Source organism: Kribbella shirazensis (assembly GCF_011761605.1).
Classification (GTDB): Bacteria; Actinomycetota; Actinomycetes; order Propionibacteriales; family Kribbellaceae; genus Kribbella; species Kribbella shirazensis.
In genome coordinates, this window is record NZ_JAASRO010000001.1 from 4,058,190 (window position 1) to 4,073,642 (window position 15,453).

At 65.4% G+C, this 15,453-nt stretch carries 12 protein-coding genes; 10 read left to right on the plus strand and 2 right to left on the minus strand.

What is annotated here, in order from left to right; all coding sequences use genetic code 11:
- Positions 1 to 33: 33 nt before the first annotated feature.
- Positions 34 to 1,152, minus strand: a complete 1,119-nt coding sequence (locus BJY22_RS19850) for a DNA cytosine methyltransferase (protein ID WP_167208888.1) — start codon at positions 1,150 to 1,152, stop codon at positions 34 to 36.
- 230 nt (positions 1,153 to 1,382) lie between these two features.
- Between BJY22_RS19850 and BJY22_RS19855 the strand changes: the two genes are divergently transcribed.
- The 8 genes from BJY22_RS19855 (at position 1,383) to BJY22_RS19890 (ending at position 11,499) form a co-directional block, all read left to right on the plus strand.
- On the plus strand, positions 1,383 to 1,775 hold the full coding sequence (locus BJY22_RS19855; protein ID WP_238350402.1) for a very short patch repair endonuclease: 393 nt from the start codon (positions 1,383 to 1,385) through the stop codon (positions 1,773 to 1,775).
- Positions 1,776 to 1,873: 98 nt separating this feature from the next.
- Positions 1,874 to 4,453, plus strand: a complete 2,580-nt coding sequence (locus tag BJY22_RS19860; RefSeq protein WP_167208892.1) for a Z1 domain-containing protein — start codon at positions 1,874 to 1,876, stop codon at positions 4,451 to 4,453.
- Positions 4,450 to 5,457: a PD-(D/E)XK motif protein gene (locus tag BJY22_RS19865; RefSeq protein ID WP_167208894.1), complete on the plus strand. Its 1,008-nt coding sequence runs from the start codon at positions 4,450 to 4,452 to the stop codon at positions 5,455 to 5,457. The genes BJY22_RS19860 and BJY22_RS19865 overlap by 4 nt, the downstream gene beginning before the upstream one ends.
- Entirely contained in the window at positions 5,457 to 7,301 is a 1,845-nt protein-coding gene (locus BJY22_RS19870; protein ID WP_167208895.1) for a hypothetical protein, read from the plus strand. The genes BJY22_RS19865 and BJY22_RS19870 overlap by 1 nt, the downstream gene beginning before the upstream one ends.
- Positions 7,298 to 8,200, plus strand: coding sequence for a hypothetical protein (locus BJY22_RS41100; protein ID WP_202891187.1), 903 nt, complete (start codon positions 7,298 to 7,300; stop codon positions 8,198 to 8,200). Before BJY22_RS19870 ends, BJY22_RS41100 begins: the two co-directional genes overlap by 4 nt.
- Entirely contained in the window at positions 8,197 to 8,979 is a 783-nt protein-coding gene (locus BJY22_RS19880; RefSeq protein WP_167208897.1) for a DUF6339 family protein, read from the plus strand. The genes BJY22_RS41100 and BJY22_RS19880 overlap by 4 nt, the downstream gene beginning before the upstream one ends.
- Before the next feature lie 159 nt (positions 8,980 to 9,138).
- Positions 9,139 to 10,827, plus strand: a complete 1,689-nt coding sequence (locus BJY22_RS19885) for a TIGR02391 family protein (protein WP_167208899.1) — start codon at positions 9,139 to 9,141, stop codon at positions 10,825 to 10,827.
- Positions 10,828 to 11,352: 525 nt separating this feature from the next.
- Positions 11,353 to 11,499 (plus strand): hypothetical protein, encoded by a 147-nt coding sequence (locus BJY22_RS19890; protein ID WP_167208901.1) that lies wholly within the window; start codon positions 11,353 to 11,355, stop codon positions 11,497 to 11,499.
- A gap of 257 nt (positions 11,500 to 11,756) precedes the next feature.
- Here the strand turns inward: BJY22_RS19890 and BJY22_RS19895 are convergent, their stop codons facing one another.
- Positions 11,757 to 12,113 (minus strand): hypothetical protein, encoded by a 357-nt coding sequence (locus BJY22_RS19895; protein ID WP_167208903.1) that lies wholly within the window; start codon positions 12,111 to 12,113, stop codon positions 11,757 to 11,759.
- A 269-nt stretch (positions 12,114 to 12,382) separates the two neighbouring features.
- Between BJY22_RS19895 and BJY22_RS19900 the strand changes: the two genes are divergently transcribed.
- Positions 12,383 to 12,715 carry an effector-associated constant component EACC1 gene (locus BJY22_RS19900; RefSeq protein ID WP_202891188.1) on the plus strand — a complete coding sequence of 111 codons (333 nt, stop codon included), beginning with the start codon at positions 12,383 to 12,385 and terminating at the stop codon, positions 12,713 to 12,715.
- Between the two features lie 7 nt (positions 12,716 to 12,722).
- Positions 12,723 to 15,422: a caspase, EACC1-associated type gene (locus BJY22_RS19905; protein ID WP_167208907.1), complete on the plus strand. Its 2,700-nt coding sequence runs from the start codon at positions 12,723 to 12,725 to the stop codon at positions 15,420 to 15,422.
- Positions 15,423 to 15,453 lie beyond the last annotated feature (31 nt).

The following is a 15,453-nucleotide window of genomic DNA, read 5'->3' on the forward strand; positions in this document are numbered from 1 at the left end:
AACGAGGGGAAGTGTGGAGCAGACCGCGGTGATTCAGATCGTTTCGAAAAGGGTCGATGCTGCCGTCGTCCGTGCCACTGGGCGCACGGCGACGGATCCGCTCTCCGTCTCGAACCAGTTTCGTGTCATGACGTCGTCGAGTGAATCCGTGTCGACTTCCATTCCGAGCGCCGCGGCCAGGACATGGGCAGCCAGTCTGGGCGGGATGGCGTTGCCGATCTGCTGAGACTTGTCCCGACCGGACCATGGGTAATCGCGCGGGAACGTCTGCAGGGCGCCGGCTTCCTCGGACGTGAAACGGTCTCCGTCGTCGCCGTCGGGCGTCTCGATCCTGTTTCGCGAAATCTTCCCGGTGACCGTCGCAGAGGGCTGGTCGGATCGGCGTCGTCCACGATTCTTCGGGTCGCCACCGGTGCCGTAATTGGAAATCACCGTGAAAGGGGTCGGTCGGTCCAGTGTCTCCTCCATGGTGCGCCAGGGCCGTAGCGCCTGGTCGCCGTCTTCCTTCGATACATCCTGTCGAAACGGGCGGTGAGTCGGTTTCGGAAGCACGACCGCCGTCTTTCGTCTTGCAATCAAGATGGCGCGACGTCGCGTCTGAGGAACACCGTACTGCTCAGTCTGCAGCACCTCGCATTCGCAGCTGTAGTCGAGACCGAGGAGCACTTCGCGGATGGTTCTCCACACCGGAAGGACAGCGGGAACCTGTTCGAGGACGATTGACTCGAATGCATCGCCTGCGCGGTGCGCGTCCAAGATCCAGCGGAGCGGCTCGAGGACCAGACGTGTGCGCTCGTCGACGGTCGTCAACACCGTCTCGGCATCTTCGCCGGACGCCATCCTCCGTGCGGCGGTGACCACCAGGCTCAAGGCACGTCGCCCCGAGCCGCTGCCGGCCACTGTGTAGGTCTGGCAAGGCGGCCCACCGGCCAACACCTTGGCGTTGGAAAACTCCTTCGCCTCGTAGGCGCGTACGTCACCCTGGATGGTCGACAGGCCCGCCGCACGCCGCGTCTCGCAAGCGTCGTCGTCCCACTCGATTCCCTCGACCGAGATACCGAGCCATCGCGCGGCAACATCGAGGCCGCCTGGGCCGGCGAACAAATCCACCATGTGCAGTTCCGACGGCAGACCGTTCTGCTCCCGCGTCATGGAGCGCAGTATAGGGCTCGCGAGTCGGGGGCACCCGTCCGCAACGCCGGCACCCCGAGGCAATCGTCGCACCCCGAGGTACGGCGGTTCGGAAGACACGGTCGACGCTTCGTGAGAGGTTTGGCGTAGTCATGAGTACGTATGGGACAGATCGACGGTCGGCCGGAGCGGCGCGCGCTCAGGGCGGCGCTCGTCCGGTCCTGCTGACGTCCACGCAGACATCGGCGCGCATGTCTCGCCAGGCGAGACGCGACACTCAGCCTGAGCTCGAGCTGCGACGACGCTTGCACCGCCTCGGATACCGCTATCGCGTCAATCATCCTTTGCCGGGCATGCCCCGGCGTCGGGCCGATCTGACATTCACTGCGAGGCGGGTCGCCGTGTTCGTCGACGGCTGCTTCTGGCACGGCTGCCCGGAACACGCGACCAGCCCGCGTCACAACGGCGTGTGGTGGGCCGAGAAGCTTCGAAGGAACGTCGAACGGGATCGTGAAACCGATTCTCTCTTGGTTGACGCAGGCTGGACCGTCGTCAGGATCTGGGAGCACGAGGACCCCGACCTGGCCACCCAACGTGTCGTCCGAGCCTTGACCGAAGCCACCGGTTCGGGTGACTGTACGTAACGCGCGGCTGTCTAGTCCGATATACGCGCGGGGGCAACGACCAGCTGGGTGTCCAGCACGGCGCTGACCTCGTTTGCAGCGACGAGCATGGGGAACACATGAGTGACGAGATCGACGCCAAGTACGAGGTGTTCAGGGACCTTCTCGAGACGAGGACGCCCGAGGAGGCCGTCAAGTCGCTCGAGGTACTCGGGCTTCGTGACGACGTCATCCAGCGGATCAGGGACCGTCACGAACAGCGGGTGATCGAGATCCGTGAAATGGACGAGCCCCGGGTCGTGTACAAGGACAACCGGGTCACCTGGTACACGGGTCCGCGAGCCGGTGACAAGTGTTGGCCGGCGATCGTCGACAAGCTCCGCGACACCGGATGGAACGACTCGGCCGTCGAGTCTCTCGACGCGGCGTCGACCAAGGTGGTGTCGCTCCTCAGCCACCCGAAGGAACGTGAGTTCTCGACACGCGGATTGGTCGTCGGCTACGTCCAGTCCGGCAAGACCACGAACTTCACCGCCGTGATGGCGAAGGCTGCCGATCGCGGCTACAAGCTGTTCATCGTGCTCGCGGGCGTCCACAACGGGTTGCGACGCCAGACCCAGGCCCGCCTGGTGCAACAGCTCATCGAGCCGAACCCCACCCGATGGGCGCAGCTCACGGACCTCGACAGGGATTTCGTACCGACCGCGAACGCGGCGTCCTTCTTCGGGAAGAGCAACCGCACCCACGTCCTGTGCGTGATCAAGAAGAACGCGACGGTCCTGCGGAAGTTCGGTGCGTGGCTGCGGTCGGCATCCGACTATCTGGGGGACTGCCCTGCGCTGGTGATCGACGACGAGGCCGACCAGGCGACGGTGGCTTCCAGGACCATCAACCCGCTGATCCACGACATCATGGGCGTGCTGCCGAAGTCCGCCTATGTCGGGTACACGGCGACGCCGTTCGCCAATCTCCTGATCGACCCGAGTTCGGGTGACCTCTATCCGAGCGACTTCGTCGTCAACCTGCCCAAGCCGGCCGGCCACTTCGGAACCGAGGTGATCTTTGGTCGCTATGCCCTGGACGGCGAGGACCCTGGGGAGGTCGACGACGGCTACGACATGATCCGCACCGTACCGAAGTCCGACATCGACTTCGTCCGTCCGAAGCGGCGCGACGACATCGAGACCTTTCAGCCGACGGTGACCGAGACCCTCGGGACTGCGGTCAAGTACTTCTGGCTCAGCACGGCAGCGCGTCGGGTGCGGGGCACCGGGGTGAAGCACAGCACGATGCTGATTCACACCAGCGTGAACACCGTCGTTCACAACGGTTTCCGCGCGCCGCTCGAGAAACTTCGCCGCGATCTGCGCGCGGACCTGCACGACCCGGACGTTCAGCAAGAGTTGCGGTCCCTGTGGGACGCGGAGACGGCGAGGGTGCCGGCATCCGATTTCGGGGAGCGGACGGTGTCCTTCGACGAATTGCTGGTGGAGTTGCCCGGCGTGGTCGACGACTGCCGGATCATCATGGACAACTCCAGCAGCGAGGACCGACTCGACTACGAATCCGGACCGGTCGTCGCGATCGCGGTCGGCGGCAACACGTTGTCCAGGGGCTTGACCCTCGAGGGCTTGTCCGTCAGCTACTTCGTTCGGGCGGTCTCCGCCTATGACACGCTCCTGCAGATGGGCCGCTGGTTCGGCTATCGGGACGGATATGCGGACCTCCCCAGGATCTGGATGACGGAAGAGTTGCAGGACTGGTTCCGGCACCTGTCGACCGTCGAGACCGAGATGCGCCGTGACATCGACCTGTACATGACCGAGGACAAGGATCCGTTGACGTTCGCGGTGAGGTTGCGGACGCACCCTTCGCTGCGCGTCACAACTGCAGCGAAGATGAAGGACGCCGTCAAAGCTTGGTCGGCGTACGGCGGGCAGCGTGTGCAGACCAGATACTTCCGCCGGGACAAGACCTGGCTCGAGGTCAATCAGAACGCGGCAAGAGATCTGGTAACCCGAGCGATGGCCTCCGGCCTGCACGAGGCGGATGCCGAGCACGGCCGACACATCTTTCGAGATGTGCCGTACGAGCACGTTCTCGACTTCCTCCGGGTCTACCAGTTCCACGAGAAGTCGCAGGAGTGCGACTCGGACCTGTTGATCCGCTACATCGAACGGCGGAGAAAAGAGGTCGGGTCGCTGGCCAACTGGAATGTTGCGCTTGTCGGCAATCCTGTCGACACCCAGCTAGGCTCCTTCGAATTCGCCCCCGACATCCAGGTCGGTCGGATTGTTCGTGCACGCCTCGGAACGACGGACGACATCCGCGACGAAGTGGGCTACGACAGCGTTGCCGACATCAAGACGCTGATGAGCCGGCGGGATGCAGCAGTGGATCTGTCGGTCGGCGACAAGGGCAAACTCGACGAGAAGGAGATCAAGGAGGGACGGCGCAACGAGCTGCCGGACACCGGTCTGATCGTCCTCTATCCGATCCACAAGGTCTCGGAACCTGCGGCCGGCCGAAAGCACCGTGTCGCCCTCGACGCCGAGATCGACGTCATCGGGGTCGGCCTGGTCTTCCCGCAACCCAAGGTCGACAGTCCGATCGAGTGGGACTACGTCTCCGCCGATCTGTCGAACATCGACATCGAGGAAGAGGACTTCACGGCGTTGGAGTCGGAGGAATCGGCGTGACCGCCGGCCTGCGTGACATCGTGCAACAACATTGGCAGGCACTCGAGCGTGACGGTCACGCGAGCGGTCGACTTCGTGTCTCGGACCTCCCGGTCGAGACCGGCGAGGGACCGGTCGTCGCGGCCGTCGACGGTGCCGGACACCGACACATCCTCGTACCGATCCAGCCCGAGCGCAGAGTTCGGGGCGGACTCGACGGTCCGGCGCTGATCCTGAGGAAGGTGTTATTCGAGGACGAGACCTCACTCCGTACCTTCGCCGACCTGTGTTGTGCACGGGCCGACCTGAACGATGTGTTCACCGGACTCTGTGCGGACGTGCTGCTGCACGTAGAGGGCCAGCCCGGGAACGCCCTGAAGGCCCTGTACGGACAGATCGATCGGTGGCGTGCGCTGTTCCGGTCGCAGAGCAATCTGCTCGGAATTGAGCAGCAGGCGGGCCTGTTCGGTGAGCTGGTCTTCCTGGAGAGGTTGCTCGAACAGGATCCTGGTGCGCATGTCCTCTGGAAGGGGCCGTCGGGTCACCGGCACGACTTCGCCTCCGCCCGACACGCTGTCGAGATCAAGTCCTCTCTGGCCACCGAGGGCCGTCGCATCCGAGTCCACGGGCTCGACCAACTCGAGGCCCCGCCCGGTGGTCTGCACCTGTACTGGATGCGCCTGGAGGCCGGCGCAGGCGGCAGGAGACTGAACGACCTTGCAACGCGCGTGGTGGAGGCCTGTGACGACGAGAACGCGATCCGATCACTGTTGTCGGCAGGCGGCTACCAGTTCCTGGACGCGCCCCACTACGGGGATGCCCGCTTCGCCGTTGTCGAGGAGCGCTGTTACGCGGTCGAGCAGGGCTTCCCTCGGCTGGTGGCGAGTGAGTTGACGAGTGCCGGCGTACCGATCACCGTGACCGACGTCGCCTACACGGTCGATCTGTCATCGGAGCCACCACACCCTGTCGACACGGAAGCCTCGACGCAGCAGATCGTCGCGCTTGTCAAGGAGGGATTCTGATGCAAGCTGAGTGGCTGTCGCAGACGTTCCCTCCCGAAGGGGCAAGCGCGGCGGAGGGAATCCGCAATCAGCTCGGACGGCCCGAGCTCGACCTTCTGACGATCCTCGTTCGGGAGGCCGCCCAGAACTCCTGGGATGCGCGGCGCAGCGACGCACAAGTGGTTGACTTCCGGCTGTCGATCGGGTCGGTGAGTGCGGCGAACTCGTCGGCTTGGCGGGATCTGCTGCTGCGCAATGCTCCCATCGACGCACACCTGCCGTTGCGTCGGATCCTACAGAAATCCGACATCCGCACGCTCACGGTGTCCGACCGGGGAACCACCGGCCTCGGCGGGCCGACGCGGGCGGACACGATCCAGGGCGGCAACCACGATTTCGTCGCCTTCGTCCGCAATATCGGCGAACCGAGGGACAAGGAGCTCGGTGGCGGAACGTACGGCTTCGGAAAGGGCATCTTCTACCTGCTGTCGAGTGCCGGAACAGTGCTGCTACACACCCGATGCGACGACGGCACCGGCCGACTGCAGACGCGTTTGATCGGGTGTGCCCTGTGGAAGAGCTACGTAGGCGCTGACGGCACGGGGGAGCGGCGGTACACCGGTCGCCACTGGTGGGGCGATGTGACCAGCGGAATCGTCGAGCCGTTGGTGGACGACGCCGCGGCCGAGATGGCCCGCAGGCTCGGGTTGGAGCCGTTCGAGGACGACGAAACCGGTACTGACGTGGTCATCTTCGATCCGGAGCTCGACGATCGGGACACGGAAGAAGTCGCGCAGTACCTCGCCGAGACAGTTGCCTGGCAGCTGTGGCCGAAGATGCTCAGGAGAATCGACGGTCGCCCGCCCATGCGATTCGCCGTACGCCACAACGGGCGTGACGTCGTCGTACCGGATCCGGAGACGACACGGCCGCTCGACCTCTTCGTGGCTGCGTATCGGCAGTTGGACAGCGAAGGTGGTCGAGAGCTCGAATGCCGGAGTCCGAAGAAACTGTTGGGCAGACTGGGCCTCGTCAAGACGGTGGCGCCTGCGCTGACGCCGACGCCGGCAGGGTTGACGGCCGGAGTCGACACGCTGGTCCACCACGTGTGCCTGATGAGGCCGGCCGAGTTGGTCGTGACCTACCGCCCCGGTCCGAAGCCGCCGAGTGAACTTCTCGCCTATGCCGGCGTCTTTCGTGCGGACCCGGCGATGGACGATGTCTACGCGCGCGCCGAGCCACCGACGCACGACAGCTGGAATCCACAGTCCTTGCAGGCACCGCAGAACACCTTCGTTCGGACGACCTTCCTCCGCATCAAGGAGGCGCTCGAAGGTCTGCTGGAGCTGGGCGGCACCGCGCGGGGTGGTTCGGCTGCACTTGCTCTCGGTGCTGCGAGCAGTCATTTCGCGTCCTTGGTGGCCGGTGCCGAGGGGCTGGGAGGAGCGACCGACTTCACGTCCGCGCGCGGGCGAGACACCACAGGGAAGGGCGGCAGACACCGGAAGGGCGATCCGCGACCGGTGCGGACGTCGTCGATCGAGTACGTCGACGATCCCCGCGTCGAGCTGCTCGACGGCAAGACGGTGGTCGTGCAGGCCTTCCGTCTGCCGATGGATGGCGGCCACGACGTGACCGCCGATGTGGCCGTCCTGGCCGGGGCCGGTTCCCGGGAGACGGATCCGCCGGTGGGGGCCGATCAGCCGGTCGTCATGGGATGGAGGTCCGACGACGGTCGATTCGTGGGAGATCGATCGCCTCGCCTCGAGGGCGGCGACGGGACGGTCTGGAGCGTGCTGGTGCGACCGGCCCTCGACACGATGACCGAGGTAGTGATCACGAGCCGATCGGACGTGGAGTCATGACCAGGCGGGCGATGCCCTACCGGCTGCCGGCGAGCGAGACGGTGAACGTCGGCGGCTGGGTCCTTGCCCTGGGCGACGAACTGATTCCGATGCCCGACCGGCTTCCGGACTGGGACTACCAGACGAATCTGGTGATTCGGCGCGACGTCGAGATCGACACCAAGTCGCTGCGCGTCGGCGCAGGCCTGTCACCCGACGTTCCGCTCGCGCTCGCAGTTGTCTGGACGGCGAGCGGTTCCGGTCTCAAGGCGGCCGGGTACCGTACGGCGCTCTCGGGCCCGGATCGGGACGTCTGTCAGGTCGAGGTCCGGATCCCTGGAACGGAGGTCGGCGGCCGGCTGACCCTCGAGACGGCTGTCGTCCTGGACTCTCGCAATGTCGAGCAGACCGCCGCCACGCCGCGTCGCGCAGGGTCCGTGCTCTGGCGCGACAGTCACGAGGTTCAGCTGCAAGGCGATGCCCCGCAGTTCCCGATCTCCGTGATCGACTTCGGGAAGACGTCGTTCCCGAACGATGCCGCATGGCATGTTCAGATCTCCACCAACCTGATGTCGGCGACGATGGGCGGGATGATCCTGCTCGTGAACGAGCGGAATCTCGCAACGGTCCGTGCGCTCCAGAACGCTGCTCGGCCACGCACGGTCGACAAGGCGATTCTGTCGGCGGTGTACTGCGACGTTGCTCGAACGATGGTGGAGCACGGGTTGCGATCCGACGAGCTGGTCGACGGCGACACGTCGTACCCCGAGGGGACGCTCGGGGCGACCATCGTCTCCTTGTTGGACCGATTCTTCCCAGGGGTTTCACGCGAGGACCTGAAGTTGCGGATGGAACACTCCCCGACCCATTTCGCATCGGAGCTGCGAGCGGCGGTCAGGCTGTTCGAGGAGATCGAATGAATCTTCTTTACCCGCGTCTGCTCACGGAGCAGGCGAAGCCGCTGCACGAGCTCTACAGGACCCTCGCCATCCGCGATCTCGGCGGCCGATCGGCGACATCGCACGAATCGGCCATCTATGCCGCCACGGGTGGCGATCGGGTGTCCGTCCGCCGACTCGAGGAGCTCCGCGACGGGCTCCGGCAACTGGCCGCGCAGTTCGGATTTCCGGGCGAGTCGTCACGAGACGCGCGCGGGGACTTCGATCTTCAGCTGGCCAGGTACTTGCACGGCACCATGAAGATCATCCCGGCCGAGGCGGCGTCGGGTGACGTCTGGGCCTTCCTTGCACTGGTGCTACTGCCGGATGTCGCCTACTGGCGGTACCCACAGCCACCGGGCGACCGCGTGCTCGGGACGGATATCACCCGACACGTTCTCGGCAGGCTGTGGTGGCGAGCTCAGCTCGTCTACTCGCCGGAGGATGCCGATCCCTACCGGGCGCTCGACGTTCTCGGGGAGGCGGCCTTCGACCAGATTTACGCCCGCCGCAAGGCGCTCGGTGGCAGCCCGTTGCTCGTCAAGGCGATCCTGCGGGCGTGGTCGGATCTCGAACTGGACGGAGGCAAGGAGCGGGACGTCCTGCGCGACTTTCTTCAGCGTCTGCTGCGCCTGAGCCCGTTCGTGGTCTTCGAGGCGCTGCCGCCCGAAGCGCTCGACAACGAGCTGCGTAGTGTCGCACAGGAATCGATCGAGGCGATTCGGGCGTCTCGAGCCGTTTCGTCGAAGCCATCAGGCTGAGAGTGACACGCCCTTCCTCGACAGCTGCTGTGCCGATCTTCGCTATCTTCGAGATCGCCGGGCGTCGACGGAGTTGTGAATTGCAGAGCCGGACAACGCATGCGGCGGAAGCCGACAAGGTAGTCCGGGTGAGGCCGGCGCAGAGCGAGGAACGACGTTGTGAAACCAGAGCTGACGCTGGAATTCGATCCACTGACCATCGAGCATCTCGGTTACAAGATGTACTCCCACCTGCCCAACGCGCTGGCCGAGTTGATAGCCAATTCCTACGACGCGGATGCGACGCGGGTGGAGGTGATAGTGCGCAACGACGCCGGCGGCGGTTCCGTCACCGTCCGGGACAACGGGCACGGTATGGATTTCGACGACCTCCAGGAGAAGTACCTGCGCATCGGCCGTAATCGAAGGGCCCAGGGCGAGGGACGCTCGGAGTCCGGTCGTCGTGTCGTCGCCGGAAAGAAGGGCCTGGGAAAGCTGGCATTGTTCGGCATCGGCGAGAGGATCGAGCTGACGACGAAGCGCCGAGGGGTCACGGACAATCTCCATGTCGTGATGAGCTGGAACGCGATCAAGAGTGCGACAGGCTCCGAGTACAAACCCGACCTGACGCGAACCGAGGCCGACTCGGATCGCCACGGCACCATCGTGGAATTGCGCGAGCTGCGCCGGAGGAGTCCCGTCAACGCCGTCGAGCTGGCGAACAGTCTCGCTCGACTCTTCGGTTATCTCGACGCTGACTTCGAGATCGTGGTAATCGATGCCGCTGCCGGGCCAGTACCTCCGATCAATCGGGACACCCACCTGAACCGGCTGGAACTGGATGCCGAGTGGCGAATTCCGGACGATCTTCCCAACTCTCTTCGAGACGAACTGCCCGATGCTGGCATCACCGGCCGGGTGGTTGCGGCTGCTAAGCCGGTCGGTGCCGATCACCGGGGAATCGCGCTGTACGCACACGGGCGACTCGCGAACGAGCCGGAGTTCTTCGGCGTCTCCGAGTCCAGCTACGCGTTCTCCTACCTGACCGGCTATCTCGACGTCGATTACATCGACGACGGCGCGGCGGACGTCATTTCGACCGATCGACGCTCCGTCAGTTGGGACGGCGAGCCGACGGCTGCACTCAACGCCTGTCTCCAGAAGCTCGTGCAATGGTTCTCCCGTGAGCGACGGACCGCTCGACGTGACGCCAACAAGGCGCGAATCCGAACGGATCACGGGGTCGACGTCGACAAGTGGGTCGGCTCGATCAGGAGCAGCGAGCGCGTTGCCGTCGAAGAAGCAGCCTCGATCCTGACGTCACCGGATTCCGCGCTGGCCGAGGCGGATCGCTCGTCGCTCCTGAACAGCCTGCGGACCATCGCCCCCGACTACGCGGACCTTCACTGGCGGCACTTGCACCCTGTCATCCAGGAAGTCTCACAGACGTACTACGAGTCCGGCCACTTTCATGCGGCGTTGTCCGAAGCACTCAAGCGTTTCATCAACGACGTCAAACGAGCGGCGGGAGCGACCGGAAACAAGGGCCGGGACATCATGAACCAAGCTTTCAACGCCAAAGAAGGCCGTTCACCACGGATCGACATCGCGCGCCCCTACCAAGACGCGGGCTTCGACAAGGAGACGCTGACGAACTTTCGTGACGGCCACCTGAAGTTGTCGGAAGGGTCAGTTGTCGCCTTCCGAAATCCCTATGCGCACGAGGAGGAGCAGCGGCTGGTGGAGGCCGACGCGATGTCCTATCAGGACTGTCTCGACGGGCTGAGCCTGCTCTCCCATTTGTATCGTCACTTCGGACGGGCACTCGAGGTCGCTGCGGCCGGCGATGACACGCCTTCCGGGGTCTGATGTGCGCCGAACCTCGACAGGTCGTCGGTTCGGGCCGCGTAGTCCCTGTGGCTAGGGTCTCCACCGTTGTTGGGAGGTACGGGTGGGCGGAGTTCAGTTGGTGAACCAGTAGAGCGAGACCTCAGTGAGGATCCTGTCCTGGGTGAGCAGGCTGGTGCTGTTGCCGAAGCTGTGTTGAAGAGTTCGTTCCAGGCGAGTGGCCGACGGGGGCGTCGGAGATGCCGACGGCAACGGGTTGCGGGCGGGGCGAGTTGATCGCGTTGTGGGTCTGCCGTTCTATCGTGGCGGTGGAGCGACCAAGCGATGTTCCTTGGTGAGCGCACATCGCGCGCGGTGCTACAGCTCCCTGCTGGGTGGACCGGTTCGGTGCGGGCCGATGCGTGAGCTCTGAGCCTGAGGTGCGGCACCGACAGCACCATGGGCAGGTGCCACATCGGATGCTGCGGCCAGGGCGATGCGGAGGTCTTGTGGGAGTGCTTGGCGGATTGGTGCGGGTGGGTCGGTGCGGACGGCTGGCCTGAACTCGTGGATCCTGACGCCGCGTTCGCGGCCGAGGCGGGCGGCTGCTACGTCAAAAGGGCGGTCGTCCTTGCGCGGCTCGAAGGCGATCACCTGGCGGTACGGCAGTCCGCCGTCTTCGGCCTCGAACTCACGGTAGATGAGGCGGTGTGAGGGACCGAGCTCGCGGTTGCCTCGAGACTCGGGGATAGCCGAGAGTTTGATCTCGGCACAGTCGCTCAGGTCATGGGTCGCGAATCCGAGACGCTTACCCGTGAAGTCGGCTTCCTGGCCATGGGCGATGGCGCGAAGACCCAGCTCGAGGGTTCGGAACTCCCGATCGCGTAGGCCGCCTGGTTGCTGGCTTCCGGCCTGCCGAAGGGCAGCTAGTTGCCTCAGCACCTCCTCGCGGACGAGCAGGCGATACCGGGTCATTGCTTGTTTGGCAGGTCTGAGTCGTCGACGGGCTCATCGAGATTCAACCCGAGCTCGGCGGCGACATCCTCGATCGGAATTGACCGTCCGGGACTTGCGAGGCGCTCTCGTGCCACGGCGTACGTCGCATCGAATCCGTTCTCGTCGGTTGCCAATGCATCGAGCCGACGCCAGACGTCGAACGGGATGACGACGGCCTCCGGCTGGCCGGCGTCGCCGAAGATCAGTGGTTCGGGCTCACCGGCCCGAAATCGTTCGAGCATCTGCGGGAGGAGCCCTGCAGCCGTGGACGTCTTGATGACCCAGACGCGTTCTCCGTCGGCGAGGAGGTACGGCGTTTCGTCGGCATCCATGTTTGTCCTTTCGCGGGTTAAAACTGACCTTCAGGATAGAAGCCGGCTGACGTAGGCGAGCGGAGTTATCCACAGGCGCTTGCAACTGAAGCGAACCCTCAGACGTTGTTGTCGGGTGGGTTGGGTGAGTGGGGTGAGCGGCGCCAGCCGGGGGTGCGGACGGGAAGTGGGTGGCTACTTACCGTTGCGGAAGGGCGGGGTTGTCGAGGACTATTAGCGCGAGCTTGGGGAGGGGTGGGGTTGTGGGGGCTTGGGTTGATGTTGTGCTGGTGGATGGGGATCCGGAGGTGGCGGATCGGGGGATTCGGCAGTTGCGGCGGGAGCTGCAGGGGGAGTTCGAGACGCGCGATGTGCTGGCGGCGGCGCCTGCGGGGGCGAAGGGGGATGCGGCTGCGGTGGGGGCGGTCGCGGTTGCGTTGGGTGGGGCCGGTGGGATGGTGCCGTTGCTGATTTCGATCCTGCGAGACTGGCTCGGGCGTAGGACCTCGGGGCAGCGGGTCAAGCTCACGGTCGGTGCAGACTCGATCGAGGTGGAGGCTGCGTCCGCCGAGGAGCAGCGGGAGCTGATCGAGGCCTTCCTGCGTCGGCACGAAGCGAGCTGAATCAGTCATGCGGCGGGCCCTGTTGGTGGCCACGTACGAGTACGAGGACACCGGGTTGCGGCGGCTGGCGGCGCCGGAGCGGGACGTCGAGGCGTTGGCCGAAGTACTGGAGGATCAGGCGGTCGCCGGATTCGACGTACAGGTGCTGATGAACAAACCCACCCATGAGGTGGGGAAGGCGATCGCGGACTTCTTCGCCGCCGGTGAGCGCGACGACCTGATGCTGCTGTACTTCAGTGGGCACGGTTTGAAGGACGACAACGGCCGGCTCTACCTGGCGATGAAGAACACGGCGCGGGACAGTCTGCGGTTCACTGCGTTGTCGTCGGATCTGGTGCGGGACACGGTGTCGGAGAGCAGACCGCGGCAGACCGTCCTCATCCTCGACTGCTGCTACAGCGGGGCGTATGCCGCGGAGCAGTTCGCCAAGTCGGATTCCGCCGTCCACACTAAGGAAGCGTTCGGAGGGCGTGGGCGGATCGTGCTGACCGCCTCCGACTCGACGCAGTACGCCTTCGAAGGAACGGAATCGGTGTTCACGCACCACCTCGTCGAAGGGCTGCGTACCGGCGCGGCCGACCTCGACGCCGACGGCGACATCACGACCGAAGAGCTGTACGACTACACCTACAACGCCGTCACCGCCGAGCAGCCGAACCAGCGTCCCCGCCAGTTCGCCGAGGTCGAGGGCCGGACGGTCGTCGCATCCAACGCGCGCTGGGCTCTGCCCGATCATCTCGCGGGCGCGGTCAACAGCCCGATCACGGAGATCCGCCAGACGGCGATCGCCCCGCTGGGTCAGTTGTTGCAGGCAAACAACGAGTTGGTACGGCGGACCGCGCGCGAGCAGCTCGAACTACTCCGCGACGACGACAGCCGCAGCATCGCGGCCATGGCTCAGGCATATCTCGACAACCCGCCACCGCCCGTCCGTCCACAGCCGACCACGACGCCAACCCCTAGACGTGCAACCGGTCCGACGTTCAGCGCCGCAGCGAGAGCGTCCGCACGACGCTGGCGCGGCCGTGTCAGCCTGCCGGAGCTGGACTGGCCAATTGTGGGCCTCGCCGCGGTCGCCGCCGTCGCGCAGATCGTTTGTGCGGTCATCGCGGCACCGCGCGTCTGGCAGACGATCGTTGTAGCAGCGCTAGCGGTCGCTGCTGTCCCGGTGGTGGTCAGGCTGCGCACCAACGCGTCCACGTTCGCCGCCGGGCTTGCGGGGCCGGCGCTCCTGGCCACGGTTCAGGCGACCGGGTGGATTCTGCACGAGTTCTCGAGAAGCCTGCAGCCCTTGCCGGCCACCTGGTACTTGATCGGGTCTGTCGCCTGGGTCGCCGCTGGTGTCGTCGGCCTGCTCCGGTTGCGCCGTATTTCGCCTGTTCGCAGCGCGCCACATAGGTTGCTGCTGGTGCTAGGCGCCGTGGCGGCGATCCTGGTGCTGCTGATCCTGCTGTACGTCGACCGGCACGCCAGGGTGCATCCGCTCTGGGTGACAGTTCTCTACGTACTGACCGCTGAGATCGCGATCGCTGGACCGCTGATCCAGCTGAACCGTCAGTTCCTCGCCGGTTGGGTCGTGAGCGGCTTCGCGCTCCTGTTCGGCTTCCTGCGGTTCCAGCGCGACACCGACCTGCCCCAACTCGCCGCGATTGCGTTGCTCGCGGTCTGGCTCGTGCTCGGCGTGGCGACGGTGTTGCCCCTCCGGACCGGCAGACCCTTAGGCCTACGGGTCACCGCGGCCGCCCTTCTTGCTCCTCCAGTCCTCGGCGTCGTCGGCGTCGCGGTCGTACCGCCTGCTCCGCGGCCCCCGTTGGCGGTCGGCCTCGCGATCAGTCCCGACGACCGCTTCCTGTACGCGACCGATACCCAGAACGGCCGGGTGATGAGGTTCAGTACGACGACCCAGGAGCGCGTCGGTGAACCGCTCGAGGTCGGCGAGTTTCCGAGCAACCTGATCGTCGAGCCCGACGGGTCCCGGCTGTACGTCGCCAACTCGAAGTCGAACTCGGTCTCGGTGATCGACGCCGCCTCCTGGACCGTAGTCGGCCGCCCGATCGCCGTCGCGCCCGGGCCGACGACGTTCGCGCTGAACACCGCGACGGACCGGCTGTTCGTGCTCAGCCAGACGGCGGCGACGATCACCGAGATCAACACCGAGACGCTGACGACGGTCGGCGGTCCGCTCGCTGCCGGCACCACGCCGACCGATGTCGCGGTCGACGACAGCGGTCGGCTCTACGTCTCGTCCCGCGACACGGATACCGTTGCGGTCCTCGACGCCAGGTCCCGGCAGGCGGTCCGGAGCCCGATCGCGGTCGGCGATGCGCCGGGCGATCTGATCTCTGGTCCCGACGGAGCGCTCTATGTCGTCGGCAAGGCGTCATACGCCGTCATCAACACGAAAGTCGAACTCTCCAAGCCGACGAAGAACGCTGTGCCAGGTGACCTCAAAGACGGTGCCGTGAGCAACGACGGCAGGTTCCTGTGCCTGTTCGGGCGCTCGGGAAAGGAGGACACGGTCCAGGTCATCGACACCGGCAGCCGGAAAGTTGTCGGGTCCTTGAACGCGAACCTCGGCCTGCCCGCCCGGATAGCGGTCAGCCCCGACGGGCAGAGGATCTACCTCAGTCGTTTCTTCGAGCCGGGAATCGCCGTGCTCGACAGCTCCGGGCCGAGGCAGGTCGGCATCATCGACACCGACCACTGAACTCCAACAACTGAAAGGCCGGCCCGGAGGC